Source organism: Burkholderia sp. MSMB0856, assembly GCF_001524645.2.
GTDB lineage: Bacteria > Pseudomonadota > Gammaproteobacteria > Burkholderiales > Burkholderiaceae > Burkholderia > Burkholderia diffusa.
Genome location: NZ_CP013427.1, coordinates 1,771,453 through 1,798,027, shown reverse-complemented (window position 1 = coordinate 1,798,027; position 26,575 = coordinate 1,771,453). Strand labels below are relative to the sequence as shown.

The 26,575-nt window shown below is 70.9% G+C and carries 25 protein-coding genes and 1 riboswitch; of the genes, 14 read left to right on the top strand and 11 right to left on the bottom strand.

Translation table 11 applies throughout. The features are described from left to right. Positions 1–49: 49 nt before the first annotated feature. The 3 genes from WS87_RS09680 (at position 50) to WS87_RS09670 (ending at position 1,565) form a co-directional block, all read left to right on the top strand. Positions 50–502, top strand: a complete 453-nt coding sequence (locus tag WS87_RS09680; RefSeq protein WP_059524379.1) for a YaiI/YqxD family protein — start codon at positions 50–52, stop codon at positions 500–502. Between the two features lie 127 nt (positions 503–629). Beyond that, positions 630–1,202, top strand: coding sequence for a DUF1993 domain-containing protein (locus tag WS87_RS09675; protein ID WP_059524377.1), 573 nt, complete (start codon positions 630–632; stop codon positions 1,200–1,202). Between the two features lie 36 nt (positions 1,203–1,238). Next, entirely contained in the window at positions 1,239–1,565 is a 327-nt protein-coding gene (locus WS87_RS09670) for a low molecular weight protein tyrosine phosphatase family protein (protein WP_059524375.1), read from the top strand. 15 nt (positions 1,566–1,580) lie between these two features. Here the strand turns inward: WS87_RS09670 and WS87_RS09665 are convergent, their stop codons facing one another. Continuing rightward, a complete protein-coding gene (locus WS87_RS09665) occupies positions 1,581–2,009 on the bottom strand; it encodes an NUDIX hydrolase (protein ID WP_059818224.1) in 429 nt (142 codons plus the stop codon). A 161-nt stretch (positions 2,010–2,170) separates the two neighbouring features. Next, entirely contained in the window at positions 2,171–2,416 is a 246-nt protein-coding gene (locus WS87_RS09660) for a hypothetical protein (RefSeq protein WP_059524371.1), read from the bottom strand. 273 nt (positions 2,417–2,689) lie between these two features. On the opposite strand from WS87_RS09660, the gene WS87_RS09655 reads away from it, so the two are divergent. The 3 genes from WS87_RS09655 to WS87_RS09645 all read left to right on the top strand — a co-directional run bounded on the left by WS87_RS09655 (position 2,690) and on the right by WS87_RS09645 (position 5,957). Then, the gene (locus WS87_RS09655) at positions 2,690–3,856 is read left to right on the top strand and encodes a CaiB/BaiF CoA transferase family protein (RefSeq protein ID WP_059818226.1); all 1,167 of its coding nucleotides are present in this window, start codon (positions 2,690–2,692) and stop codon (positions 3,854–3,856) included. Positions 3,857–3,993: 137 nt separating this feature from the next. Continuing rightward, entirely contained in the window at positions 3,994–5,160 is a 1,167-nt protein-coding gene (locus tag WS87_RS09650; protein ID WP_059818228.1) for an acyl-CoA dehydrogenase family protein, read from the top strand. Positions 5,161–5,213: 53 nt separating this feature from the next. Next, complete coding sequence (locus tag WS87_RS09645; protein WP_059818230.1) at positions 5,214–5,957, top strand: IclR family transcriptional regulator; 744 nt, start codon at positions 5,214–5,216, stop codon at positions 5,955–5,957. A gap of 104 nt (positions 5,958–6,061) precedes the next feature. On the opposite strand, the gene WS87_RS09640 is transcribed toward WS87_RS09645, so the two are convergent. The 5 genes from WS87_RS09640 to cobG all read right to left on the bottom strand — a co-directional run bounded on the left by WS87_RS09640 (position 6,062) and on the right by cobG (position 12,087). After that, positions 6,062–7,417, bottom strand: coding sequence for a chitinase (locus WS87_RS09640; protein WP_059818232.1), 1,356 nt, complete (start codon positions 7,415–7,417; stop codon positions 6,062–6,064). Between the two features lie 252 nt (positions 7,418–7,669). Beyond that, positions 7,670–9,385: a precorrin-3B C(17)-methyltransferase gene (gene cobJ / locus WS87_RS09635; protein ID WP_059818233.1), complete on the bottom strand. Its 1,716-nt coding sequence runs from the start codon at positions 9,383–9,385 to the stop codon at positions 7,670–7,672. Then, positions 9,382–10,116, bottom strand: a complete 735-nt coding sequence (locus WS87_RS09630) for a precorrin-2 C(20)-methyltransferase (RefSeq protein WP_059502040.1) — start codon at positions 10,114–10,116, stop codon at positions 9,382–9,384. The genes cobJ and WS87_RS09630 overlap by 4 nt, the downstream gene beginning before the upstream one ends. Beyond that, the gene (locus WS87_RS09625; RefSeq protein WP_059537435.1) at positions 10,113–10,739 is read right to left on the bottom strand and encodes a precorrin-8X methylmutase; all 627 of its coding nucleotides are present in this window, start codon (positions 10,737–10,739) and stop codon (positions 10,113–10,115) included. Before WS87_RS09625 ends, WS87_RS09630 begins: the two co-directional genes overlap by 4 nt. Beyond that, positions 10,732–12,087: a precorrin-3B synthase gene (gene cobG, locus WS87_RS09620; RefSeq protein WP_059818235.1), complete on the bottom strand. Its 1,356-nt coding sequence runs from the start codon at positions 12,085–12,087 to the stop codon at positions 10,732–10,734. Before cobG ends, WS87_RS09625 begins: the two co-directional genes overlap by 8 nt. A 107-nt stretch (positions 12,088–12,194) precedes the next feature. Next, positions 12,195–12,385, bottom strand: a riboswitch (cobalamin riboswitch). A gap of 203 nt (positions 12,386–12,588) precedes the next feature. Here cobG and WS87_RS09615 point away from each other — a divergent pair. Genes WS87_RS09615 through cobM form a run of 4 tightly spaced genes read left to right on the top strand, consistent with a single transcriptional unit; the run spans position 12,589 to position 16,411 of the window. After that, the gene (locus WS87_RS09615) at positions 12,589–13,824 is read left to right on the top strand and encodes a bifunctional cobalt-precorrin-7 (C(5))-methyltransferase/cobalt-precorrin-6B (C(15))-methyltransferase (RefSeq protein WP_059818295.1); all 1,236 of its coding nucleotides are present in this window, start codon (positions 12,589–12,591) and stop codon (positions 13,822–13,824) included. Beyond that, positions 13,824–14,912, top strand: coding sequence for a cobalt-precorrin-5B (C(1))-methyltransferase (locus tag WS87_RS09610; protein ID WP_059691711.1), 1,089 nt, complete (start codon positions 13,824–13,826; stop codon positions 14,910–14,912). Before WS87_RS09615 ends, WS87_RS09610 begins: the two co-directional genes overlap by 1 nt. Continuing rightward, positions 14,909–15,640 carry a cobalt-precorrin-6A reductase gene (locus WS87_RS09605; protein WP_059818237.1) on the top strand — a complete coding sequence of 244 codons (732 nt, stop codon included), beginning with the start codon at positions 14,909–14,911 and terminating at the stop codon, positions 15,638–15,640. The genes WS87_RS09610 and WS87_RS09605 overlap by 4 nt, the downstream gene beginning before the upstream one ends. 42 nt (positions 15,641–15,682) lie before the next feature. Beyond that, positions 15,683–16,411, top strand: coding sequence for a precorrin-4 C(11)-methyltransferase (cobM, locus tag WS87_RS09600; RefSeq protein WP_059818239.1), 729 nt, complete (start codon positions 15,683–15,685; stop codon positions 16,409–16,411). A 36-nt stretch (positions 16,412–16,447) separates the two neighbouring features. On the opposite strand, the gene WS87_RS09595 is transcribed toward cobM, so the two are convergent. Continuing rightward, positions 16,448–17,632 (bottom strand): MFS transporter, encoded by a 1,185-nt coding sequence (locus WS87_RS09595; protein ID WP_059818297.1) that lies wholly within the window; start codon positions 17,630–17,632, stop codon positions 16,448–16,450. Between the two features lie 132 nt (positions 17,633–17,764). Between WS87_RS09595 and WS87_RS09590 the strand changes: the two genes are divergently transcribed. Beyond that, complete coding sequence (locus WS87_RS09590; RefSeq protein ID WP_059818240.1) at positions 17,765–18,277, top strand: MarR family winged helix-turn-helix transcriptional regulator; 513 nt, start codon at positions 17,765–17,767, stop codon at positions 18,275–18,277. 135 nt (positions 18,278–18,412) lie between these two features. Here WS87_RS09590 and WS87_RS09585 read toward each other — a convergent pair whose 3' ends face one another. The 3 genes from WS87_RS09585 to WS87_RS09575 all read right to left on the bottom strand — a co-directional run bounded on the left by WS87_RS09585 (position 18,413) and on the right by WS87_RS09575 (position 23,415). Then, the gene (locus WS87_RS09585) at positions 18,413–19,117 is read right to left on the bottom strand and encodes a glutathione S-transferase N-terminal domain-containing protein (RefSeq protein WP_059818242.1); all 705 of its coding nucleotides are present in this window, start codon (positions 19,115–19,117) and stop codon (positions 18,413–18,415) included. A gap of 230 nt (positions 19,118–19,347) precedes the next feature. After that, a complete protein-coding gene (locus WS87_RS09580; RefSeq protein ID WP_059449705.1) occupies positions 19,348–20,472 on the bottom strand; it encodes a porin in 1,125 nt (374 codons plus the stop codon). A gap of 249 nt (positions 20,473–20,721) precedes the next feature. Next, positions 20,722–23,415, bottom strand: a complete 2,694-nt coding sequence (locus tag WS87_RS09575) for a LuxR C-terminal-related transcriptional regulator (protein ID WP_059818244.1) — start codon at positions 23,413–23,415, stop codon at positions 20,722–20,724. Positions 23,416–23,669: 254 nt separating this feature from the next. On the opposite strand from WS87_RS09575, the gene WS87_RS09570 reads away from it, so the two are divergent. The 3 genes from WS87_RS09570 to WS87_RS09560 are packed head-to-tail and all read left to right on the top strand — an operon-like array spanning position 23,670 to position 26,475. Beyond that, on the top strand, positions 23,670–24,602 hold the full coding sequence (locus tag WS87_RS09570) for a universal stress protein (protein WP_059818245.1): 933 nt from the start codon (positions 23,670–23,672) through the stop codon (positions 24,600–24,602). A 33-nt stretch (positions 24,603–24,635) separates the two neighbouring features. Next, on the top strand, positions 24,636–25,616 hold the full coding sequence (locus WS87_RS09565; RefSeq protein WP_059524340.1) for a quinone oxidoreductase family protein: 981 nt from the start codon (positions 24,636–24,638) through the stop codon (positions 25,614–25,616). Positions 25,617–25,626: 10 nt separating this feature from the next. After that, complete coding sequence (locus tag WS87_RS09560) at positions 25,627–26,475, top strand: TauD/TfdA dioxygenase family protein (RefSeq protein ID WP_059691703.1); 849 nt, start codon at positions 25,627–25,629, stop codon at positions 26,473–26,475. The last annotated feature ends 100 nt before the right edge of the window (positions 26,476–26,575 follow it).

Below are 26,575 nucleotides of genomic sequence, written 5' to 3'. Positions count from 1 at the left end.
CGCCGGCGCTGCGCTATGATCGCCGTTTCTACCCACCGGAATGCCTGCCATGCAAGTACTCGTCGATGCCGACGCGTGTCCCGCCGTCATCAAGGACATGCTGTTTCGCGCCGCGCGTCGTGCCGAGATCTGCGTGACGCTGGTCGCGAACCAGTTCCTGCGCACGCCGCCGTCGCCGTTCATCAAGGCGCTGCAGGTGCCGGCAGGCTTCGACGTGGCCGATGCGCGGATCGTCGAACTCGCGGAAGCCGGCGATCTCGTGATCACGGCCGACATCCCGCTGGCCGCTGCGGTCCTCGACAAGGGCGCGCATGCGCTCGACCCGCGCGGCAACTGGTTCAGCCGCGAGAACATCGAGGAACGGCTGTCGACTCGCGCGATGATGGAGCAACTGCGCAGCGCGGGCATCGATACGGGCGGCCCGGCCCCGTTCAGCGTGCGCGACGGCAAGGCGTTCGCGTCGCAATTCGATCGCTTCCTGGCACGCCACGGCAAACCGTGACACTTCCGGCGCCGGGCGTCGGTCATGCGATACGTCACCGGTTTCGCGTCGAAACTTCGGCTACGGCAGAATACGGATTCGCGCCGACATTGATATCGTGGCGCGAACGCCTCATCGGAGAGCATGGATGTCACCGACCCAACTTCTCGTTCCGACCTTCACCCAGATGCTGCGCGCGCAATCCGCGTGGCTCGACAAGGCCGCCGCGCATCGGCAGGCCGAGGGCAACGCGCCCGATGCGTTGCTGACGCTCAAGCTGGCGCCCGACATGTATCCGCTCGCCGCCCAGGTGCGATTTTCCTGTTTCCAGGCGATGGAACCGGTCTACCGTCTGCGCGGCGAACCGTTGCCGGACGCGCTGCTGGCGTTGCGGGAGGCCGGCTGGCATGCCGACGCGCAGCCCGGCACGCTGAGCGACGCGCAAGGCATCGTCGCCGGCACGATCGCATTCCTCGGCGAACTCGCGCCGGACGCACTCGACGGCGGCGCCGCGTTGCCGATCGCGCTCGAACTGCCGAACGGCATCGCGTTCGACATGACGGGCGAACAGTACGCGCGCGACTGGGCGCTGCCGCAGTTCTACTTTCACGCGATCGCCGCGTACGCGATCCTGCGCCATCACGGCGTCGAGCTCGGCAAGGCCGACTACGTGCCGCACATGCTGGCCTACGTGCGGCCCGGCACGATTCCGCAGGGTTGAACGGTTGAGCGGACCATCCGGCCGCCGCGCACCGGCATGACACGGGCCCTGTTCATCTGCAGCCGCAACCGGCTGCGCAGCCCGACGGCCGAGGCGGTGTTCGCCGCGTGGCCGGGTGTCGAAACCGACTCCGCGGGCCTCGCGCCCGACGCGCAGACGCGCTTATCCGCCGAGCAACTCGAATGGGCCGAGATCGTGTTCGTGATGGAGCGGGCGCACAAGGCGAAGCTGTCCGCCCGATTCGGCATCCGGCTGAAGCACAAGAAGATCGTCTGCCTCGACATTCCCGACCGCTACGCATACATGCAGCCCGAACTCGTCGCACTGCTCGAGCGCAAGGCCGGTCCGTTGCTGCGCGGGTGACCCGCGCGGGCCGGTTCAGCGCGAGCGGAGCGGCCAGTCCGCGTGCGCGGGAAAGCGGTCGAGGTGCAGCAGTTCGATGATCTTGCGGGTCGGCACGCTCGCGCGCAGCGTCTCGAGCCGTTCGACGTCGAACCACTTGCAGCGCGCGATCTCGTTGCTCGCGCGCGGCGTCAGGTGTTTCGGCACGTCGGCCACGAACACGTGATGAAGCTTCGTGAGGCCGCCGAACTGCACCGCATAGTCGAGTGCGAGCCCCTCCAGCCGCGTTTCCTCCGCCAGCTCCCGCTGCGCGGCCTCGAGCGGCGTCTCGCCGCGCCGGATCGTGCCGCCCGGCAGCGACCAGCGCGCCGCGGTACGGGCGACCAGCAGCACGCTGCTGCGCTGGCGGCACACGATCGTGGCGCGTTCCTTGATGCTCGCGACGGTATCCGGCCCGGTATTCATGTTCGGCAAAACAGGTGCTGAATCGTGGAGGGAAATGGTCGTCGACCGGCGTTGCCGGCCTGTCGCCCGATCGTCGGGCACGACGGCATGCAAGCCGCCGCGCCGATCATACCGGGCGTTCGTGACAGTTCCGTGCGTTGTCGCGCGCACCGCGCATCGCGTCACGCGTGCGTGTAGAACCCCGTGCGCGCGGGTTTCCCGGACCGCCCATGGCGCCGCTTGTGGATGGCGCGCCGGTGCTGATGCGGGGGCGGGTTCACGTGCGGGCGCGTGGGCGCGGGCCGTGCCGTCGGCGCGGCGGCCCGCGGCTGTGATTGTCCTTCGCCAAACTGGTAAGTCTGGGTTTGCGCACGGGCGACGCCCAGCGTCGACGCCAGCACGATGGCCGCGAGCAGCATGTGTTTCATGAAAGGTCCGCCTGTCTTCAGTGAGCACTCTCCGCCAGCTTAGCGAACCGCGGCCCGGCGCCGCAACCGGCCGGCGTTCGGTGTCGTCCCCACTTGCGGGCGACCGCGTTCTCCGCCCGGCTGCCGGGGGCATGCCCGGCTTGACAACGAAATTCCCGAGTGTGAATATAAATTCACATACACGAATTATCATTCGAGTCCGGGAAAGCGTGTCGCCGCCTGTCGGCACGGCGGAACCGGCGGTCCGATCAACCGGAAGCAGGAGCGAGACGCATGGCGGAACTGGAACAGCAGGGCGCGTTGGCGGGGTTGCGCATCATCGATCTGTCGCGGGTGCTGGGCGGCCCGTACGCGACGCAGATTCTCGCCGACCATGGCGCGGAAGTGATCAAGGTCGAACCGCCGTCGGGCGACGAGACGCGCACCTGGGGGCCGCCGTTCGACGGTGACACAGCGTCGTATTTCCTCGGCGTGAACCGCAACAAGCTCGGCATCGCGCTCGACCTGACGAAGCCTGAGGATCGCGAGCGCCTGCTCGGCCTGCTCGAGCACGCCGACGCGCTGGTCGAAAACTTCAAGATCGGCACGATGGAGCGCTGGGGCCTCGGCTTCGAGACGCTGCACGCGCGTTTTCCGCGTCTCGTCCATTGCCGCGTGTCGGGCTTCGGCGCGGACGGCCCGCTCGGCGGGCTGCCCGGTTACGATGCGGCCGTCCAGGCGCTGGCCGGGCTGATGAGCGTGAATGGCGAGGCCGGCGGCGCGCCGCTGCGCGTCGGCGTGCCGATCGTCGATCTCGTCACCGGGCTGAACGCGGCGCTCGGCGTGCTGATTGCGCTGCGCGAACGCGATGCGAGCGGGCGCGGCCAATTCGTCGAATCGACGCTGTTCGACTGCGCGCTGTCGATCCTGCATCCGCATACGCCGAACTTCTTCCATTCGGGCAAGGCGCCGGCGCGAACCGGCAACGCGCATCCGAACATCACGCCTTACGACAGCTTTCCAACCGCGAGCGTCGACATCTTTCTCGCGGTCGGCAACAACGGGCAGTTCGCCGCGCTGTGCGACGTGCTCGGCACGCGCGACTGGCCCGACGATCCGCGCTTCGTCGACAACCGCGCGCGCAGCGCGAACCGCGCCGCACTGCGCGCACTGCTCGAAACGGCGCTGGCCGCGCACGACGGCGCGGCACTCGCCGAGCAGTTGATGCGCCGTGGCGTGCCGTGCGCGCCCGTGCTCGCGCTCGATGCGGCGCTCGACCATCCGCACGTCGCGCATCGGCGGATGAAGGTCGAACTGGGCCGGCATCGCGGCATCGCGTCGCCGATCAAGCTCGGCCGCACGCCGGCCACGTACCGGCGGCCGCCGCCCGCGCTGAACGAACACGCGGCGCAGGTGTTCGCCGACGACGCACGCGACGACGACGGCCCGCGTCGCAACTGACCCGCATCGCGGCCGGCGCCGCCCGCGCCCCTTCGCACATCACGCCGCGCCGCACCCGACACGCGCCGTTGCAAGAGGAGACACCTCATGCCTGCATGGATCGGCGCGGCCGTTCACGTTTTCCTGGAGGGCAATCGATGCAGTTCGACCTGACCGACGATCAGCGCGCGATCGAAAGCGCGATCGAGAAAATCTGCGAACGCTTCGGCGACGACTACTGGCTCGAACGCGATCGCGCGGGCGGGTTTCCGTCCGACTTTCACGCGGCGCTCGCCGAGGCCGGCTGGCTCGGCATCGCGATGGACCCGGCCCACGGCGGCGCCGGGCTCGGGATGACCGAGGCCGCGCTGATGATGCGCACGATCAGCGCGTCGGGCGCCGGCCTGTCGGGCGCATCGGCCGTCCACATGAACATCTTCGGGCTGAACCCGGTGCAGGTGTTTGGCAACGACGCGCAGAAGGCGCGCTTCCTGCCGCCGCTGATCGCCGGCCGTGACAAGGCCTGCTTCGCGGTGACCGAGCCCGATGCCGGCCTCGACACGACGCACCTCACCACGCAGGCGCGTCGCGACGGCGACCATTACGTGCTGAGCGGCCGCAAGATCTGGATCTCGACCGCGCAGGTCGCGAACAAGATGCTGATCATCGCGCGCACGACGCCGCTCGACCAGATCGCGAAGCCGACCGATGGCTTGAGCCTGTTCTACACCGACCTCGACCGTTCGCGCGTCGAGGTGCGCGAGATCGAGAAAATGGGCCGCAAGGCCGTCGATTCGAACATGCTGTTCATCGACGACCTGCGCGTGCCGCGCGACGACCTGATCGGCAACGAGGGCGACGGCTTCCGCTACCTGCTGCACGGGCTGAACCCCGAACGGATCCTGATCGCCGCCGAGGCGATCGGCCTCGGGCAGGCCGCGCTGCGCCGCGCGACGCAGTATGCGTGCGAACGCGTCGTATTCGGCCGGCCGATCGGGCAGAACCAGTCGATCCAGCATCCGCTCGCGCAGGCCTGGATGCAGCTCGAAGCCGCGTGGCTGATGGTGATGAAGGCCGCGACGCGCTACGACGCGGGGCAGCCGTGCGGCGCGGAGGCGAACGCCGCGAAGTACCTCGGCGCGGAAGCCGCGTTCCAGGCGTGCCAGACGGCGATCGCGACGCACGGCGGGATGGGCTATGCGAAGGAATACCACGTCGAGCGCTATCTGCGCGAGTGTATGATTCCGAGGCTCGCGCCCGTGAGTCCGCAACTGATCCTGTGCTACATCGCGGAGAAGGTGCTCGGGCTGCCGAAGTCGTACTGACGCGCGGCGGCCCGCCCGGCGCGCGGTTTCCCGTTCCGAATCAAGCGCTCGTCATGGACGTCAAACTCGTTGCCCGCACGCTCGACCTGTTCGAGCTGTTCGCCGCCGAACGGCGGCCGCTGCCGCTCACCGAACTCGCGCGCCTGCTCAACGTGCCCGCGTCGAGCTGCCTGGCGATGGCGCGCACGCTCGTGAGCCGCGGCTATCTGTACGAGGTGCGCAAGCGCGGCGGCTACTATCCCACGCGGCGCCTGCAGACGATCGCCGCCGCGATCGACGCGACCGATCCCGTCGTCGACATCGTGCATCCGCATCTCGTCGCGCTGCGCGACGCGAGCCACGAGACGGCCGTGCTCGGCAAGATCCAGGGCGCGTCGGTCACGTATCTCGACGTCGTCGAATCCGAGCAGGCGATCCGCTACACGCGACAGCCGGGCGAGCTGCGGCCGCTGCATGCGAACTCGATCGGCAAGGCGATCTTCGCGTCGCTCGCGAGCGACGCGCAGCAGGCGCTCGGCGCGCAGTTGTCGTTCGAACGCTTCACCGATGCGACGGTGGCCGACCTGCCGGCGCTCGTCGCGCAAACCGCGCGGTTTCGCGAACTCGGCTGGGCCGAGAACCTCGGCGAGAGCGCGCCGGAGCTGTCGGCGATCGCGGTCGCGCTGACGCTCGACGGCGACTGGTACGGGCTGTCGATCGTCGGGCCGACCGAGCGGATCCGCCAGCATCGCGACACGCATGCGGCGCTGCTGGTCGACGCCAAGTCGCGGCTGCTGGCCGAGCAGGGGCGCGGCTAGCAAAACCCTGCGAAGCAGGGCGGCGGCGCTTGCTTCGGCGGCCGTTCGCCCCGATGCGCGGCGACGAACGGCCGTGGCGCGTCACGCGCCGGTGCGCCGCGCCGTCACGACTTCACCCACACGCCGCCCGCGCTCGGGTTGTCGCCCTGCGTCCACCATTTCGCGCAGTATTTCGCGCCCTGGTACGTGACGCACGTGCCGCCCTGGTACGCGGTCGTTGCCGACCACACGGGCGTGCCGCCGCCGACCGGCTTCCATACCGCCGCCTGGCCGGGCACGTCGCCCTGTGTCCACCATTGCGCCTGGTACGTCGTGCCCTGGTAGGTCACCGTCGCGCCGGCCGTATAGACCTGGCCGGCCGACCAGGGCGCGCCGGGTTGCGGCGTTCCGCCGTTCGAGCCGCCGCCGTAGTTCGGATCCTGCGTGACGCCCGTGCCCCACTTGCCGTCGAGTTTGCGGAAGATCGATGCGAACGCGTATGGCTGCTGCGCGATACCCGAGCAGGTCGGCGCCACATATGCGCCGTTGTTCGGGCAAGGCTGATCGCGGCCGACCGACCAGTTGCCGAAGAAACCGTAGCCGTTGCCGATCGCCGCATTCAACACGCTCTGCGCATTCGCGAGCGTGAAGGTTTCGCCCTGCACGTCGTTCATCCCGATCATCGGCGTGACGCCCACCATCTGCCACAGCTGCGCGCCCGTTTTCGGCTGGCCCGCCGACTTGAACGCCGTATCGAGCTGCGAATAAAGCGCCTGCGCGGCGCTGATCGCGGCCGCGCCCATGTCGATGTTCGCGGGGCCGTAGTCCATCGTCATCAGGTTCACCGCGTCGAACGCAACCTTGTTCGCGATGGCCGCGTTGACGACGTTCACACCATCCTGCGTGAGCCCGGTCGGCATCGTCGGCAGCGTCAGCGTGACGTGCAGCGGCTTGCCTTTCGCCGCGTAGTCGGACTGCAGTTGCGCGACGGCCTGGAAGTTGCGGGCGACGGCGGCGCTGTCCTGCTGCGATGCGCCCTCGATGTCGAAGTCGACGTGCGTGAGGCCGTAGGTGTCGATCACGGTCTGATAGGCCGTCTTCAGCGCGGGGACGCTCGAGCATGCCTGCATCAGCGGCGTGCCGTTCGCGCCGCCGAACGAGACGGCAATCTCGCCGCCTTTCGCGCGATAGCTCGCGATCGACGTCGACAGCGACGCGAGCAGGTCGCCGCTCGCGCCGTTGCCGATCGGCTGCACGCCGCCCCAGGACGGCACGCAGCCGCTGCCCGCGACCACGAACGCGAGCGTGAATTGCTGGATGCCTTGCTGGACGCCGATCCGGTCAACGAGCGGCGTCGGGTAGAGCGTCACGTCGACGAAGGGCGCATAGACGCCGGCGCCGTGGGACACGCTCGCCACGGCGAGCAGGCAGCCCGCGGCGAGCGCGCGCGGGTTGAATCGCGGCAACACGTTGTTGTTCATTGTGTTCTCCAAGTGGAAGAGGGATACGCTGGCCCGCGTATCGCCGCCGGGCGGGCGATTGGGTATGCCCGGCCGGCGGCGTGCTCATCTTGGAGGATTCGCGCCGAATCGTGAATACTTAGGTGTTCTTTTCGTTATTCGATTCCCGATACGTAACGATCTTGCCGATTCGATCGCATATCGAAACGCGAAGCGGGCGATTTTTCCGACCGATATCGATCGGATGGTCAGCCGCGCGTGGCGCCGCGACGTTCAACGATACCAGCGCGGCGTGTAGACCCACTCACGCCCGTCGCCGATCGCGAAACGCCGCGTCGTCGACGAACCGACGATCACCATCGTGCGCATGTCCACCTGATCGCTGCGCAGCGCGCCGAGCGTCGTCGTCGTGAGCGTCGCGCCGGGCCGGCCGATGTCGCGGCCGAGCACGACGACCGTATCGGCCGCACGATGCGCGCGCACCGCATCGAGCGCACGGTCGAGCTGCCACGGCCGGGCACGCGAGATCGGGTTGTAGAACGCCATCACGAGATCGGCTTGCGCCGCGTGCCGCAGGCGCGTCTCGATCACGTCCCACGGCTTCAGGTTGTCCGACAGCGAGATCGCGCAGAAATCGTGGCCGAGCGGCGCGCCGGCCTGCGCGGCGGTCGCGAGCGATGCCGATACGCCGGGTTCGATGCGAAGTTCGACCGCGGCCCATCTTGGATCGCGCGCTTCGTCGAGCGCTTCGAGCACGGCCGCGGCCATCGCGAACACACCCGGATCACCCGACGAGACGACCGCGACGCGCCGGCCTTCGGCCGCCAGTTCGAACGCATGGCGCGCGCGCTGCATTTCCTCGCGATTATCGGTGCCGTGGACACGCTGGTCCGCGCGGAACGGGCCGGCCATCGTCACGTAGGTCGTATAGCCGAGGATGTCGGTGGCTTGCGCGAGCGCGGTGCGCGCGGCGGGCGTGAGCCATGCCGCATCGCCCGGGCCGAGGCCGAGCACCGTCAGGCGGCCGCGTGCACGGCCGAGCGTCGCGGGATCGACGGGTTGCGTCGCGACCGCGCACGCGAGGCCGTCGGACGTTGCGCGCAGTGTGTGCGCCATGCGCAACGTCGAACCCAGCAGGGCAGCGGCATCGGCATCTTCGTCGCGTTCGACATCGGCGAAGCGCAGCGGCACGCCCAGCGTCCGTGCCGCCGCTTCGACCCGCGTATCGCCGAGCAACGACGCCGGCGCGACGAGTGCGGCGAGCGCCAGCCGCGCGAGACCGTGCGTATCGAGCAGCGCGTCGATGCGCTCGGCAAGCGATGACGACGCATCGGCCCGCACGCCGCGCGCCTCGATGGCGACCACCACGCTGCGCGGATGGATCACGAGTTCGTCGCGCGCGCCGCGCCACGCATCGGGCGTCACGCGGATCGCATGCGCGGCCGCATCGTCGCGCGGCAGCGCGACGTCGTCGAGCCACGGCGCCGCGCCGTCGACGCGCGTGGCCGCACCCGCGAGCAGGTCGGACACGAAACGCTTGCCTTGCTGGAGATCGGCGAGCGCATAGCCGTCGGGCGGGTTGAGCACGCACGCGCCGAAGCGCAGCTCGCCGCTCGTCGTGATCGCGGGCGCGACGCCGAGGCATTCGGCGATTTCGCGCGCGATCAGGTTGACGCCCGTCAGCCCGCCGAGCAGCGGCACGACGGCCGAACCGTCTTCCGCGACCGCGAGCACCGGCGGCTCGCCCCCCTTGTCGGCGAGCGCCGGCGCGACGCAACGGATCACAATGCCGGCCGCGCACAGCGCGACGATCGGCAGGCCGCGCGCGTAAAGCTCGCGCAGGTGCGCGCCGAGCTCGTCGAACGGCACGTCGGCCTCGACGCGCGACGCGAGCCCGTGCACGACGGCGCCCGGATAACGCGCCTGGATACGCCGCGCGGTTTCGAGTGCGCCCGCGCCGAGAATCACGATCGCGGGCGGAGTCGTCATCCTTGCCATTTTTCCCCCGGCACGACGAGCAGCGAGAAGTACGGCGACGCCATCGGATCGACTTCGTCGAGCGGCACGATGCGCTGCGCCGCCATCGTCGCGCGCTCGACGTACAGCGCGCGCTTCGCGAGCCCCAGTTCGTCGAGTACGCGCCGCACCTTGTCGAAGTTGCGGCCGAGCTTCATCACGACGGCCGCGTCGGCCTGCGCGAGCCGCGTGCGCAATTCGTCCTCCGGCAGCACGCCGGACAGCACCGACAGGCTCTGGTTGCGATAGACGAGCGGCTGGCCGAGCACGGCCGTGCCGCCGAGCATCGCGCACACGCCCGGGATCACTTCGGTGTCGTAGCGCGGCGCGAGGCGATCGTGCAGGTACATGTACGACCCGTAGAAGAACGGATCGCCTTCGCAGATCACCGCGACGTCGCGCCCGGCGTCGAGATGCGACGCGACGATCTCGGCGGCCGTGTCGTAGAAATCGGCGATCACGGTCTCGTAGCAGAGCGGCGGCGGCAGCGCCTCGGTCGTCACCGGATAGACGAGCGGCAATTGCGTCTGCGCATCGAGCAGATGCGCCTCGACGATCCCGTAGGCATTGCCCTTCTTGCCCTTCGCGACGAAATACGCGACCACCGGCGCGGCCTGCAGCACGCGCAGCGCCTTGATCGTCATCAGTTCGGGGTCGCCGGGGCCGACGCCGACCCCGAACAGGCGTCCGCGCGGGGCCGTCATTCTGCCTCCGTCGCGAGTGCGTTGACGGCGGCCGCGGCCATCGCGCTGCCGCCGCGCCGGCCGAGCAGCGCGACGTACGGCACGCCGCGGCTGTCGGCGTCGAGTGCCGCCTTGGATTCGGCCGCGCCGATGAAGCCGACCGGAAAGCCGAGGATCAAGGCGGGGCGCGGCGCGCCGGCGTCGATCATGTCGAGCAGGTGGAACAGCGCGGTCGGCGCATTGCCGATCACGACGACGCTGCCGGCCAGATGCGGTCGCCACAGTTCGAGCGCCGCGGCCGAGCGCGTGTTGCCGAGATGCCGCGCCAGGTCGGGTACTTCCGGTTCGCCGAGCGTGCAGATCACGCGATTGCCGGCCGGCAGCCGCGCGCGCGTGATGCCTTCGGCGACCATCCGCGCGTCGCACAGGATCGGCGCGCCGGCCGCGAGCGCCGCGCGGCCCGCCGTGCCGGCGCCGGCCGAGAAGCGCAGGTCGTAGGCGACATCGACCATCCCGCACGCGTGGATCACGCGCACCGCGAGCTTCTCGAGATCGGGCGGAACCTGCGACAGGTCGGCCTCGGCGCGGATCGTCGCGAACGACTGGCGGTAGATTTCCTGCCCGTCGCGAATGTAGTCAAGCATCGGTGGTGTCCTGGCTGTGCCGCGCGTCCGTGAGTCGGTCCGCGGCCTGGTCAATCGTCAGATGGCGCGCGAGCGGGGCGCCGAGGCCCGCGGCGGCGTCGCGCCGGTAAAGGTCGTAGCGGCCGGGCGCGACCGCGACGAGGGTGGACGTCGCGGGGTGCGGCAGCGCGCAGTGGCGCTCGCAGCCGGTCAGGTGCACGTCGACCGGATGGCCGACGCGCGCGGCCAGCGCGAGCGCATCGTGTTTCGTATCGGCACGCGACTTCGCGCAGCCCGCGCTGCCGGTGCACGCGACCAGCGCCGCCAGCGGGTCGGACATCGTGCACACGAGGCCGAGCGACGCGAGCGCGTCGAGCACGGCCGGCGTGCGTTCGTGCCGCACGCCGTGCACGAACACGCCTTGCCACGGGGTCATCGACAGCGTGCCGTCGCCTTCCGCGTCGGCGAGTGCCGCAAGCCGTTCCAATTGCGTTGCGTCGAGCCGGCCGAGCACGAACTGCGCGCCGACGCTGCAGCGATCCGCATCGCGCGACGGCCGTGCACCGAAACGCAGCGCGGCGTCCGCGTGCTTGCGCCGCCAGCCGGCCAGTGCCGGATCGGCTTCGAGCGGGAAGGGCGCGTAATGCTGCGCGCGCTCGCGCAACGCGCATGCGCCGCCGGTTGCGAGCAACGCGCGCATCCGCGTGATGTCGGCCGGCGCGAGATCGAGGAACGCGAGCAGCAGTGCGCGAACGAGCGCGACGGTCTGGTCCGGCGCGACGTCGAACCAGGCCGGCGGATCACCGGGCGCGACCGGCGGGCAGCCGGCCAGGCCCGCGGCGATGCGGACTACGCCGTCGCCGCGACGCCACGCGGCGAGCCAGATGTCGTGCGGATGATCGAGCGCCGCGACCGATTCGCCGCCGTCGAGCTGGATCGAGAATTTCGGCGACATCTCGCCACGGCGCGGCTCGTGCGTCAGCATGTCGAGCAACGGCAGCGCGAGCGCGCGGCTGTCGAGCAGTGCGTCGGGATCGCGCCCCGCGAGCGGGCTGAGCATCAGGTTGCGGACGTCGTCGCTCGCGGCGAGCGCGGCCCGGTCGTCGGCGGCATCGCCGGCGCGCGGGCCCAGGCCGGCATCGAGCAACGCGTCGGCCAGCGTATCGGCCGCGCCGTCGCGGATGCCGCGCAACTGGAGATTCGCGCGATTGGTCGCGTCGATCGCGCCGGAGCCGCAGGCGCGCGAGGCCGCGGCGATCGCACGCGCCTGCCGCGCGTCGAGCCGGCCGCCCGGCAGCTTGATCCGGCACAGCCCGCCGTCGGCGGCCGCGACGACGCGCACGAGCCCCGGGCAAGCCGACGGGCGCACGACGGGCGATGCAGGAATGGAATCGGGGGCGGAACTCAACGGGATACCGGGACAGTGTCGCGCCGCGGCCAACGCATCGGTACACCCCGCCCGACGCCGACTGGCACGCACGCACTTTCATGCCGGCAGGTCTCCTGGCTGACAGGTCGGCGCCGGCTCCCGGCCTTCCCGGTGAAACCAGTGGCACGAGGGGGAGATCGGCTCGCTGTCTACAGTTGCGGGGGCAGCCACAGCGGCGCGGTGCGCGCCCTGTGTTCCCTCTTCGGCCCCGAAGGGCACCGGCGAACGAACGGCCGTAGCATACCCGATTTCCCCCGCGCTTCGCGACCGCCGAGCGGGCATCGTGGCCGAAGCGAAATGCGGCCCGGCGTCGGCGGGCCGGCAGATGAAACGCGCGGTGGAACACGGTACCATGCCGACTTTCGCAATGCGGACGGCCGCACCGGCGCCATACCGGCGCCGTGCGGCGACTCGATGGAACCGGACGATGGGGAAGGGTGCATGACGGCGTGGCTGACGGTAGTGGGCATCGGCGACGACGGCTACGCGGGGCTCGGGCGCAGCGCACGGCGCGCGCTGCTCGAGGCGTCGCGGGTCGTCGGCGCGAAGCGGCACCTCGACATGCTGCCCGCGCGGCTGCGGGCCGAGCGCGCCGCGTGGCCGTCGCCATTCGACCTGTCGGGCCTGCTCGCGCGACGCGGTTCGCCCGTCTGCGTGCTGGCGAGCGGCGACCCGATGCTGTTCGGCGTCGGCGCGACGCTCGCGCGCGAACTATCCCCCGACGAATGGCGCGTGCTGCCCGCGCCGTCGTCGCTGTCGCTGGCGGCCGCGCGGCTCGGCTGGGCATTGCAGGACGTCGGCGCGGTGTCGCTCGTCGGCCGGCCGCTCGCGACGCTCGCGCGCCATCTGCTGCCGGGCCGGCGCCTGTTCGTGCTGAGCGCCGACGGCCGCACGCCGGCCACGGTCGCCGCCGAACTCGCTGCGCGCGGCTTCGGCCCGACGCGCATCAGCGTGTTCGAACATCTCGGCGGGCCGCTCGAACGGCGCATCGACGGTCTCGCGCAAGACTGGAACATCGACGAAACCGCCGCGCTCAATCTTGTCGCGCTCGACTGCCAGGCCGGCCCCGATGCGCCGCGCCGCGCACTCACGCCCGGCCTGCCCGACGACGCGTACCGCCACGACGGCCAGCTCACCAAGCGCGACATGCGCGCGCTGACGCTCGGACGCCTCGCGCCCGCACCCGGCGAATTGCTGTGGGACGTCGGCGCGGGCAGCGGCTCGATCGGCATCGAATGGATGCGCGCGCATCCGTCGTGCCAGGCGATCGCGATCGAGTCGCATGCGGAGCGCCAGCGCTTCATCGAGCACAACCGCGACACGCTCGGCGTGCCGGGGCTGCAACTCGTCGCGGGGCGCGCGCCCGCTGCGCTCGCGGGGCTCGCCGCGCCCGACGCGATCTTCATCGGCGGCGGCGCGACCGCGCCCGGCGTGCTCGACGCGTGCTGGTCGGCGCTGAAGCCCGGCGGCCGGCTCGTCGCGAACGCGGTCACGCTGCAGGGCGAGCTCGCGCTCGCCGCGTGGCGCGAGATGCACGGCGGCACGCTCACGCGCGTGTCGCTCGCGCACGCCGAGCCGCTCGGCCGCTTCGACACGTGGCGGCAGCCGTTGCCCGTCACGCTGTACGACGTGCGCAAACCCGATGTCACGGCAACGGACCTCACGGACCCCGCGTAATGCGCGACGAAACCCCCGAACAACCGGCGCCGCTGCGCTTCGGCTACACGACCGGCAGCTGCGCGACCGCGACGTCGCTCGCCGCCGCGCGCCTGCTGCTGGCGGGGCACGCGGTCGACGCCGTCGAGATCGTGCTGCCGAAGGGGCAGCACGTGATGATGCGGCTGGCGTTCTGCCGGACGACGGCCGACGGCGCGGAAGCCGGCACGATCAAGGATGCCGGCGACGATCCGGACGTCACGCACGGCGCGCTGGTCTTCGCGCGCGTCGCGCTCGCGGCGGCGCCCGGCGTGCGCTTTCACGCGGGGCCGGGTGTCGGCACCGTCACGCGCGCCGGACTCACGCTGCCGGTCGGCGAACCGGCGATCAATCCGGTGCCGCGCCAGATGATGACCACGCACCTCGACGCGCTCGCTGCAGAATTCGGCTACGCAGGCGGCTTCGACGTGACGATCGGCGTCGAGGGCGGCGAGGCGCTCGCGCTGAAGACGATGAACCCGCGCCTCGGCATCGTCGGCGGATTGTCGATCCTCGGCACGACCGGCATCGTGCGGCCGTTCTCGTGCTCGGCGTACATCGCGTCGATCCACCAGGGTATCGACGTCGCCCGCGCGAACGGGATCGCGCACATCGCCGCGTGTACCGGCAACGCGAGCGAGGATGCGATGCGCGCGCACTACGGCTTGCCCGACATGGCGCTGATCGAAATGGGCGATTTCGCCGGCGCGGTGCTCAAGCACCTGCGCCGCGCGCCGGTCGCGCGCCTGTCGATGTGCGGCGGCTTCGGCAAGCTCAGCAAGCTCGCGGCGGGCCATCTCGACCTGCACAGCCGCCATTCGAGCATCGACCTGCCGCTGCTTGCGCAGTGGGCGGCCGAGGCGGGCGCGAACGCGGCGCTGCAGGCCGCGATGCGCGCGGCGAACACCAGCCAGGAAGCGCTCAAGCTCGCGCAGGCCGACGGCGTGCCGCTCGGCGACATCGTCTGCGCACATGCGCTGCGGGTCGCGCGCGACATCGTGCCGCCATCGGTCGCGGTAGAAATGTTCGCGATCGATCGGCAGGGCCGCTTCGTCGGGAGCGCACGATGAGCGCGCGCATCCTGCTGCTCGGCGGCACCGGCGACGCGCTGAAGATCGCGCGCGCACTCGGCCCGCAACAGGTCTACAGCCTCGCGGGCCTCGGCAAGGTGCCCGAGGACTTGCGCTGCGAAGTGCGCGTCGGCGGCTTCGGCGGAGCGGCGGGACTCGCCGCGTACCTGCGTGGCGCCGGCATCGGCCTCGTGATCGACGCGACGCATCCGTATGCCGCACGAATCAGCGCGAACGCGGCGGCGGCCGCGCGCGACGCCGGCGTGCCGCTGTGGGCGCTGCGCCGCGCGCCGTGGGCGCCGCAACCCGGCGACGACTGGCGGATGGTCGACGACTGGGCCGGTATCGAGGCCGCGCTCGCGCCGTTCCGGCGGCCGCTGTTCACGCTCGGCCGCGAACCGCTCGCGCATCTCGACGAGATTCCGCCGCACCAGTTCTGGCTGGTGCGCTGCCTCGATGCGCATCCCGGCAACGCGCGCGCACAGGTCCTCGCCGCGCGCGGGCCGTTCACGCTCGACGGCGAGCGCGCGCTGTTCGCGCTCGCGGGCATCGACGTCGTCGTCAGCAAGAACAGCGGCGGCGCCGCGACCGAGGCCAAGCTCGACGTCGCACGCGAACGCAGGCTGCCGGTCGTGATGCTGCGCCGGCCGGCGCTGCCCGACGCCGATCGCACGTTCGACTCGGCCGCCGCGCTGCTCGATGCGCTCGACCCGAGCGCGCGCGCGTGACGCCGCGCGCCGGCTGCCCCATGAATTGACGGAGATTTTTCGATGACGGTGTATTTCATCGGCGCGGGCCCCGGCGACCCGGAGCTGATCACGGTGAAGGGCCAGCGTCTCGTGCGCACGTGCCCGGTGATTCTGTACGCAGGCTCGCTCGTGCCGCCGGCCGTGCTCGACGGCCACCGCGCGGAGCAGGTCGTCAATACGGCCGAGCTCGACCTCGATGCGATCGTCGCGCTGCTCGCCGCCGCGCATGCCAAAGGCCAGGACGTCGCGCGCGTGCATTCGGGCGATCCGTCGCTGTACGGCGCGATCGGCGAACAGATCCGTCGGCTGAAAGCCCTCGGGATTCCGTACGAAATCGTGCCCGGCGTGACGGCCACGGCCGCGTGCGCGGCGACGCTCGGCGTCGAGCTGACGCTGCCGGGTGTCGCGCAGACGGTGATCCTCACGCGCTTCGCGGGCAAGACGACGATGCCGGAAGGCGAAGCGCTCGGCGCGCTCGCCGCGCATCGCGCGACGCTCGCGATCCATCTCGGCGTGCGGCATCTCGCGCGGATCGTCGACGAAGTGCTGCCGCATTACGGGCCCGCCTGCCCGGTCGCGGTGATCTACCGGGCGAGCTGGCCCGACGAGGAACGCGTGACCGGCACGCTGGCCGACATCGTCGGCAAGGTGCAGGACACGCGGATCGAGCGCACCGCGCTGATCCTGATCGGGCGCGTGCTCGATGCGGAAGGGTTCGCGGATTCGACGCTGTATGCGAGCGGCAGTTGATTGCGCGTGCAGGGAACGCGAGGCACTGCGCTCGCGCTACGCCCGCGCAACGCGCCGCGCAAACCGCGGCGCGAACCCCGTCGCCAGCGCGAACAGCACGACGCACAGGCAAGCCATTGCGACCCACGCGGGCGACAGATCCGCGAGATGCTGGCGCACGATGCCCGCCGCGAACGGAAACAGCCCGGCGATCAGATAGCCGACGCCCTGCACGAACCCCGTCAACGACGCCGCATCGGCCGGTGTCGCCGCATGATCGACCGTGACGATCAGCGACAACGGAAACAGCGCGCCGATACCGGCACCCATCAGCAGCGCAGCCGGCAACGCAAGTGCCTGCGGCGCGGCCAGCATCACCAGCAGCCCCGCGAGCAGCGACGCGATCGCTGCGTGCAGCGCGGGCCGGCGATCGGGCAGGCGGTCGATCGTCGCCGAGACCGCGAGCCCCGCGACGACTTCGGCGAGCGTCACGCCGCCGAGCAGGCTGCCAGCCGCGGTCGGCGACCAGCCAAGCCGCATGTAGTACGGCGGCAGCCATGCCAGCACGAGGGTATAGGCGCCCGTCGCGATCCCGAAGAACAGCGCGAGCCGCCACGCGCGCGGCGAGCGCGACGGCCGCGCCTGCACCATCGACGCCGACGTCGGCCCGGACACCCACGCGTCGCCGCCCCGGCTGGCCAGCGGCCACGCGAGCGCCGCGAGCGCGGCCGGCAGCGCCCAGCCCGCGAGCGCGACCAGCCAGCCCCAGCGGGCCGCGGCGAACGGCGCGACGACGCTCGCGAGCACCGCACCGCCCATGATCGACGTCGAATAGACGCCCATCGCGCCGCCGATCCGCGTCGCGAAATGCGCCTTCACGAATCCCGGCAGCAACGCCTGCACCATCGCGATCCCGAGGCCCGCGCAGCATGCGCTCGCGAGCAGCAGCCACGCGTGCTGCGCGCCGATGCGCGACGCGCAGGCGAAGCCGATCAGCGCGACGCCCAGCCATACGCCGCCCACGATTCCCGTCGCACGCTGCAGCCGCCGCGCGCTCAGCGCGCCCAGGCCCATCAGCAGGATCGGGATCGTGGTCAGCAGGCTCGCCGCGCCGTCGCCGATGCCGGTCGCGCGCTGGATCATGTCGAGCAGCGGACCGATCGCGGCCAGCGCCGGCCGCAGGTTCAGTCCGACCAGCACGATGGCGGCAAGCCGCCATCCGGGAGAAGCGAAGCGATTCATGGAACGGCCCTCGGTGTCGGTGCGCGACACCTCCGTCAGGAGGGCCGCGCGTTTTCATGTAAAGTGTCTCGACATCAAGATAAATGCCGATTTATCTCGACGTCAAGATAACTGGTGAGCCGAGGAGGGTTAATGGATCGAGCCGCGCATGCGCTCGCGCAATGGCGCGTCGAGCGCCCGGATCTGGACGCGTCGTCGATGCTCGTGATGGGACGGCTGCAGGAGGCCGCACTGGTGATCGCACGCGACGGTCTCAATCCGTTGTTCGCGCGCTACGGGATGCAGCCGGGCGAATTCGACGTGCTGGCGACGCTGCGGCGCAGCGGCGCGCCGTTCGCGCTGACGCCGACCGCGCTGTACGACGCGCTGATGATGTCGTCGGGCGGGATGACCGCGCGCATCGACCGGCTGCAGAAGGCCGGATGGGTCGAGCGCCGGCCGAACCCAGCCGACGGCCGCGGCACGCTCGTCGCGCTGACCGATGCCGGCCGCGCGCTGATCGACGATGCGGTGGTCGCGCACGTCGACAATCAGCGCGCGATGCTGGCCGCGCTGTCGGAGGCGGAGCAGGCGCAGCTTTCAGCGCTGCTGGCAAAGCTGCTGGCGGGACTGGGGGAAGCGGCGTCGACGTCGGCCGAAAAATAGCGCCGCCGATTCGTCACGTCGAATGAACGCAGCGAGCGGGAAACGGAAACGCCGGACGGAAGCGGGAGAATCGCCCGCCGCGCGATGCGGCGGGCCAGGCAGAGCGCGGGCCGCGAGGTGCGCCCGCTGCGCGGCTCAGCCGCGTGCGGGGATGTTGAGCCCGCGCGCGACGGCCGGACGCGCGACGAACGCATCGAGGGCCCGCGCGACATGCTTGAATTCGCCGAAGCCGACCAGGTCGCCCGCTTCGTAGAAACCGACGAGGTTACGCACCCACGGGAAGATCGCGATGTCGGCGATCGTGTACGTATCGCCCATGATCCACTTGCGGTTCGCGAGATGCGCGTCGAGCACGGCGAGCAGACGCTTCGATTCGGCGACGTAGCGGTCGCGCGGCCGCTTGTCTTCGTAATCGCGGCCCGCGAACTTATGGAAGAAACCGACCTGCCCGAACATCGGGCCGATGCCGCCCATCTGGAACATCACCCACTGGATCGTCTCGTAGCGGCCCGCGAGATCCTTCGGGATCAGTTGGCCCGTCTTGTCCGCGAGATAGATCAGGATCGCGCCGGATTCGAACAGCGGCAGCGGCCGGCCGTCCGGGCCGTTCGGATCGATGATCGCCGGGATCTTGTTGTTCGGGTTCAGCGACAGGAATTCGGGCGACAACTGGTCGTCGGTGTCGAAGCGCACGAGGTGCGGCTCGTACGGCAAGCCGGTCTCCTCGAGCATGATCGACACCTTGACGCCGTTCGGCGTCGGCAGCGAGTACAACTGCAGACGGTCGGGATGCTGGGCAGGCCATTTCTTCGTGATCGGGAAGGCGGACAGATCGGGCATGGAGGTTCGCTCGTCAACGTGGAGGATCCGCGCTCCGCCGTCCTGCCGCGCATCGCCGACCGCCCCTGACACCGCGGCAGGACGGGACGAACACTTCGACAGACGGGCGGGGCGCGCCGAAAACGCCCACTGTAGCCGATCCCCGCGATCGTTGCAGACGGCGGCCGCGCGCCGTGCCCGCGCGCCGCCGCACGCCCATCGCGTCGTTGCGGCGTCGCGTTGCCGCTTCGTCAGAAGTTGTGCCGCAGCCCGAGCATCGCGGCGGTCGTGCCGACCCCGGGCGCGACCGGCTGCCCGTACACGAGCATCTGGTTCATCGTGCCGCGGTTGTTCACGTGACCGACCTGCGCATACACCATCGTCCGCTTCGACAGGCTGTAGTCGGCCGTGAGCACGACGGCCGTCGACCGGTTCTCGGCGCGGTTGCGGTCCTTCAGGTAGTACACGGCGGAGGCGACCTGCAGCGCGGGCGTGAAGCGATAGCCGACGCCGGCCGACAGCATGTCGAGGTTCACCTTGTCCGCATGCGACGGATTCCGGCCGTTGCCGTACGAAGCCGACACCGAGAAATCGCGGATCGTGTATCTCGCGCCGACGTAGACGAAGCGGTTGTTGTCGACGCCCGTCGGCGCGACACCCGGCGCCGGATTCGTGTCGTGACCGTTGTAGTAGACCGCCGACGCATTGAGCCCGTAGTTCGAGTACCGCAACACGACCGACTCGCGCGTGCCGCCCTGGAACTGCCCGGCGACGCCGCCGGGTGCGTATTCGAGCGCGATCGACGCGCCCGCGAACGTCGGCGACTGATAGACCAGCGCATTGCTGTCGTACAGCGCGCCGATCGCGCCGTTGGTGCTCGTTCCCGGCCAGCCGGCCGCGGTGTTCAGGCCGAGCCACGCGGTCAGCACGCTGCCGAAGAATTGCGCGTTGCGCACGTCGGTGTCGGCCATCGCGTAGATCATCGGCACGATCTGGCGGCCGGCCGTGAACGTGCCGAACGGCCCCGACACGCCGAGCGACGCCACCTGGTTGAAGATCGCGACGGCGCCCGGCGTGTCGCTCAGCTGCATCTTGCCGGTGCCGCTGTCGAACGAACCCTGCAGCTTGAAGTTGACCTTGTAGCCGCCGCCCAGGTCCTCGCTGCCCTTGATACCCCAGAAGCTCGAATAGATGCCGCCGTCCTTCATGCGGAACACCTTGCCAGTGTTCGGCGCTTTCGGGCCGAACGACGCGGCCGACGTGCTCTGGTACAGCAGGCCCGTGTCGACCACGCCGTACAGCGTGACGGAGGATTGCGCATGCGCGAGCGCCGAACAGCCGGCAAGCGCCGCGAGCGCGGCCAGTTTCGTCTTCATCGAAGTCTCCAGGATCGTAATGGACCGCACGGGATCGAGCCCGGGCGGGTAGAGCGGGGGAAGCATCGAGGCAGGCGGGAAGGCGCGTGAGGCGACGCCGGTGCGAGCCGTGCGGAAAGGTTACGCAACGACGCACGGCCGCTCCCCCCCATGCGCGGGGGGCAGGGTTGCGGAGAATCGGGGGGCGGGCGGCGGCGACGCTGCCGTCAACGGCGGGGCAAGGCCGCTACAGACGCGTGCAGACGGCGTTCAAGGCGCGCTTTCGAGCAATCCGAGCACCAGCGCGCGGCGCACCGCGTGCTTGCGCGAGCTGGCGTCGAGCTTGCCGAACAGGTTCTTCAGGTGCCACTTCACGGTTTCCTCGCCGACGGCGAGCGCCACCGCGATTTCCTTGTTCGACAGGTTGCGCGCGAGCAGTTCGAGAATCGCGCGTTCCTTCGGCGTCAGCACGACGCTCGGCACCGCGCGCGGGCTCGCCGGGCTGCGCGGCGCGGGCGGCACAATGCGCGGCTGCGGCTGCGCGGGCCGCATGGGACCGTCGCCCGCGGCCGCTTCGTCGCCGATGCGGCGCGCCCAGTCGGCGACGGCCGGATGCGCGTCGGCGAGCGTGCGCGTGAGGCCGAACATGTCCGCGAGGTTCATCGCCTCGTCGAGCAGCGCGCGGCCGCCGTGTCCGGACTGTTCGAGCGCGAACGCGCTGAGCGCCATGATCTCGATGCGCTCGCGTCCCATGCTCATCTCGCGCGCCAGCACCGCCGCTTCGTCGAGCGCCGCGCACGCATCGTCCCAGCGGCGCGCGGCAAGCGCGGCGCCCGCATGCGCCGTCGCCTGCAGCAGCACGACGGGGCGTCGCCACAGCGGCCCGTGCGACGGAAACTCCGCCGCGGCGATCGCATCGATCCGTTCCACGAGCGCATGGCAGGTCGCCTCGCGATAGCGGGCCGCGTGAATGCGCACCTGCTCGGCGAGACTCGCGACCGACAGGCGCGGCAGCCGGCGCGCGACGCCCATCGCGTCGAGCGCCTCGAGCAGGTCGATCGCGCGATGCTCGACGCCGTGCAGCAGCGCGATGCGCGCGGCCGTCCGGTAGCCGAGCAACACGGTGTCGGGCGTGCCCGCGTGCTCGAGCACGTCGAGCCGGTTCGCGAGCAGCGCGGCGGCCTGGTCGACGCGATCGGCCTCGTACGCGATCGCCGCGCACATTGCCGCGAGCATGCAGGTCAGCGGATGGCGGCGCCCGAGGTCGGCCTCCGCGCGCGCGAGTGCCGGCGACAACGCGTCGTCCGCGAGCCGGATCTGGCCTTCGCGCAGGTAGCTCAGGCCGGTGATCAGTTCGCCCCAGCGCGCGACGTAGCCGAATCCGGCCGCCGTCTCGCCGCGCGGCGCGGCCTGCTGGAAGCGGCGTGCCTGCGCCGGTTCGCCGACGATGATCGCGCGCGCCGACAGGCGGTTCGCGTGCATCTGCGCGAGCCACGTCGCCGCGGGCGGCGCGAAGTCGGCCCACGGTTCGAACAGCTCGACGAACCGGTCGATTTCATCCGCGTAATAGGCCGCCGCGCTGAGGATCAGCGCGCATTCGTAGCGCATCGCGGCCGGCGTGCCGGCATCGGCCAGGATACCGGCGATCTGGCGCTGCGCCTCGACATGGCGCTCGCCGAGTGCCAGCGCCCAGGCGACCGCGATCCGCAGCGTCGGGCGCTTGTCGAGTTCCGCATCGGGCAGCAGCGCGAGCCAGTCGAGCACGTCGTTGATGCGGCCCTGCTTGATCGCGTCCTCGAGGCAGCGCTGCGCGAGCGCGTATGCCGTGTCGAACTGGCCGGCCGCGTACGCGTGGCGCGCGGCTTCCTCCGTCATCCCATGCGCGTCGAGCCACGCGGCCGCGCGTGCGTGCAGCGCGCTGCGCTCGGCGTCGGGGCTCGCCGCGAGGCGGTCGCGCAACGTATCGCGCACGAGCGGATGCAGCCGGCACCAGTCGGAATCGTCGGACGCGATGAACAGCGGCGTGTCGCGCGCGAGCCGCGCGAGCCGGTCGGGGGCGTTTTCGTCGTCGAGCAGCGCGGCGCACAGCGACGGATGCAGGCGATCGGCGACGCTCGTGCGCGTGAGGAACGCGGTGTCGTCCGCCGACAAATTCGCGAGCAGCAGCTCGACGAGCCGGTCGCGGGTGCCGTCCATCCGCGCGGCAAGCGCGTCGACGGCCTGGCGCGGATCGGCCGAGCGCGCCATCGCGGCCATCGCGAGCTGCAGCCCGAGCGGCCAGCCGTCGACGCGTTCGAACAGGCGCGCGCACGCGTCGGCGTCGACCCGCTGCGCAAAGCGCGCGCCGACCAGCGCGATCGTCTCGTCGAGCGTGAAGCGCAGCCAGTCGGGGCCCGCGAGCATGCATTGCCCGCCAGCGAGCAGGTCGCCGGCCGCGTGATCGAGCCCGCGCCGGGCCGCGACGACCACCCGCAGGTTCTGCGGCGCGTTGTGCAGCACGTAGGTCAGCGCGTCGAGGCCGGCGGGCGGCAGCCGCTCCGCGTCGTCGACGATCAGCAGCGCGTCGATCGACAGTTGCGCGACTTCGGCCAGCCAGGCGGTCAGCCCCTCCAGCGCGCGGGCCGCGCCGTCCGGAATCAGGCGCCCGAAGCCGGGCCGCGCGCAACCGGTGCGCACCGCCTGCACGAGCCCCTGCAGCAGGCGCGGCGCGTCGTCGCGCTCGTCGGCGGACAGCCACACGACCGCGCGGCCGAGCGCGAGGGATTCGCGCCGCCATTGCGCGAGCAGCGAGGTCTTGCCGTAGCCGGCCGGCGCCTGCACGAGCGTGACGGGCCGCGCGTCGGACGCCGGCGCGGCAAGGCTCAGCCGCGCACGCGCGAGCAACTGCGCCGGTACGCGCGGCGCGGTCGTCTTCAGCACGAGTTCGGTGGGGGGCGCGTCGGCGCGATCGGGTGGGTGGGCCATCGGGGCAGGAGTCGGAATCCGGCGATGCCGTGCGGGCCAGCGTCCGGGGTGGGCGTGGGGGGAAGGATCGACCGAACCGCGTTCGCGCGTCAATCCCCCCCGCGACGAGTGGGGCCGCACCGCCGCCCGGTCGATAGCATGGGTTCCGATGCGTGACGAACGCAACCGACGAATGCAACGAGGAGGGACCATGGACATCGTATCGACCGGCGCGCGACGCAGCGCACCGAGCGCCGGATAAGCGGAGCGGCACGATGTATCGCCATCTGCTCGTGACGGTCGACGGCGTGCCCGGCGGCATCGATGCGATCGGCCATGCGCTCGAACTGGCGCGTGCGGTCGGCGCGCGGGTCACGTTCGTGCTGTCCGCCGCCGCGCCGGACTCGCGTTTATCCGGAGCGCGGATGCCGGAACACGGTGCGAAAGTGGAAGCCGCCGCACGGGCGCAGGGCCTGTCCCATGCGATCGCGGGGGCCGGCCATCCGGGGGCCGGCCATCCGGGGGCCGGCGACGCCTCGCCGGCCACGCTCGCCGGCGAGCTCGGCTGCGACCTGATCGCCGTCGCGGCGCTGCCGCACGATGCCGATGCTGCCGCGGCCGCGCAACGGCGGTCGCTGCTGGCGACGAGCGGCGTGCCGGTGCTCGTGTGCCCGGCGCGGCGTGCGCCGGCCGAGGCGCGCGTGATGGCCCGCTGTCTCGCGGCGCATCGCGCGCTCGGCGAGCAGCTGCAGGCGCTGACGATGACGATGGCGAGTGACACCCCGGACGCGGCAACGCGGCCGACCGGCGACGCGGGCGACCCGCTGGCCGCGCTGGCATCGCTCGCGGCGCTGCAGAACGCACGCTTCGGCGCGTCTGCCGAAGCACGCCTGTTCGCGGCATTGCGCATGCGGGCGGAGAGCACCGCGGCCGAACTCGACGAGCTCGACCGCCAGCGGCGCCGCGATGCGCACGCGCTCGATGCGCTGGCGCGGCTCGCCGCCGGCGGGTTGCCGTCGGCCGCGTTCGATGCGGCGCTCGCCGACTATGCGCGCGGCGCGTTCGAGCAGATGGGGCGCATCGAAGGCGTGATTTTCCCGGCTGCGCGGCGCTATCTGGGCGACGCCGACTGGAACGAACTGGACGCGCCCCCGGCGAGCGGCACAGCCGCGACGCCGCCGGGCGCGGACGAACCCGACGATGCGTGACGCGCATCCGACTGAATACTTACGGAGAACACGATGGCACATGCAGTGCGATTCCACGAAACCGGCGGCCCCGACGTGCTGCGCTGGGAAGCGGTCGAAGTCGGCGAGCCGGGCGCCGGGCAGGTTCGCCTGCGGCACGAGGCCGTCGGCCTGAATTTCGCCGACACGTACTTCCGCAGCGGCCTGTATCCGGTTCCGCTGCCGGCGGGCATCGGCGTCGAGGCGGCCGGCGTGGTCGAGGCCGTCGGCCCCGGCGTGACGAACGTCGCCGTCGGCGATCGCGTGACCTACACCGGCTTCCTCAACACGCTCGGCGCGTACAGTACCGAACGGCTGATTCCGGCCGCGCCGCTCGTGAAGCTGCCCGCCGGCATCGCATGCGAAACGGCCGCGGCGATGACGATGCGCGGGCTGACCTCGGCCTACCTGCTGCGCCGCATCCACGCGTTCGCGCCGGGCGACACGATCCTGCTGCATGCGGCCGCGGGCGGCGTCGGGCTGATCGTGTCGCAATGGGCGAAGCTGCTCGGGCTCACCGTGATCGGCACCGTGTCGAGCGAACACAAGGCCGCGGTCGCCCGCGCACACGGCTGCGACCACACGATCGACTACAGCCGCGAGGACGTCGCGAAACGCGTGCGCGAACTGACGGACGGCGTCGGCGTCGACGTCGTGTTCGACAGCGTCGGCAAGGACACCTTCGAAGGCTCGCTCGATTCGCTGAAGCGGCGCGGGCTGATGGTCTGCGTCGGCACGGCGTCGGGCCCGATCCCGCCGTTCGACCCGCAGCGCCTCGCGATGAAGGGCTCGCTGTACCTGACGCGCCCGGCGCTGGCCGACTACATCGCCGATCCGGCCGAGAAGAACGACCTGGCCGGCGAACTGTTCGCGCACGTCGCGGCCGGCCGCATCCGGATCGAGATCAACCAGCGTTATGCGCTGCAGGACGCGGCGCAGGCGCACCGCGACCTGGAATCGCGCAAGACGACCGGCTCGTCGGTATTCATCGTCTGAGGAGACGCGCATGCGAGTCGAACCCCTGACCTGTGCGATCGGCGCGGAGTTGCTGGACGTGAGCCTCGCCGACGCCGTGCACGACGACGGCCTGTTCGCCGAGATCCGCGCGCAACTGCTGCGTCATCGCGTGCTGTTCCTGCGCGACCAGGACATCACGCGCGCCGAGCACGTCGCGTTCGCGCGCCGCTTCGGCGAGCTCGAGGATCATCCGGTCGCCGGCAGCGACCCCGAGCACCCGGGGCTCGTGCGGATCTACAAGTCGCCCGACCAGCCGAACGACCGCTACGAGAATGCGTGGCACAGCGATGCGAGCTGGCGCGTGGCGCCGCCGTTCGGCTGCGTGCTGCGCTGCATCGACGGTCCGCCGGTTGGCGGCGACACGATGTGGGCGAACATGGTGCTCGCGTACGAGCACCTGCCGGAACACGTGAAGCAGCAGATCGCGGACTTGCGCGCGCGTCACAGCATCGAGGCGAGCTTCGGCGCGGCGATGCCGATCGACAAGCGTCTCGCGCTGAAGGCGCAGTATCCGGACGCCGAGCATCCGGTCGTGCGCACGCATCCCGAAACGGGCGAGAAGGTGCTGTACGTGAACGCGTTCACGACGCACTTCACGAACTTCCACACGCCCGGGCGCGTGCGTTACGGACAGGACGCGAATCCCGGCGCCGGCCAGTTGCTGCAATACCTGATCAGCCAGGCGTATATCCCCGAATACCAGGTGCGCTGGCGCTGGAGGAAGAACAGCGTCGCGATCTGGGACAACCGCGCCACGCAGCATTACGCGGTGATGGACTACCCGCCGTGCGTGCGCAAGATGGAGCGCGCGGGCATCGTCGGCGACGTGCCGTTCTGATCTGAACGCGCCCGCGCCTTAACCGGTTCCTGAAACCCCATGCAACACGCCGGGCCTGCCGCCCGGCGCGACGGGACACGCACGCCCGTACGCCCCGAAC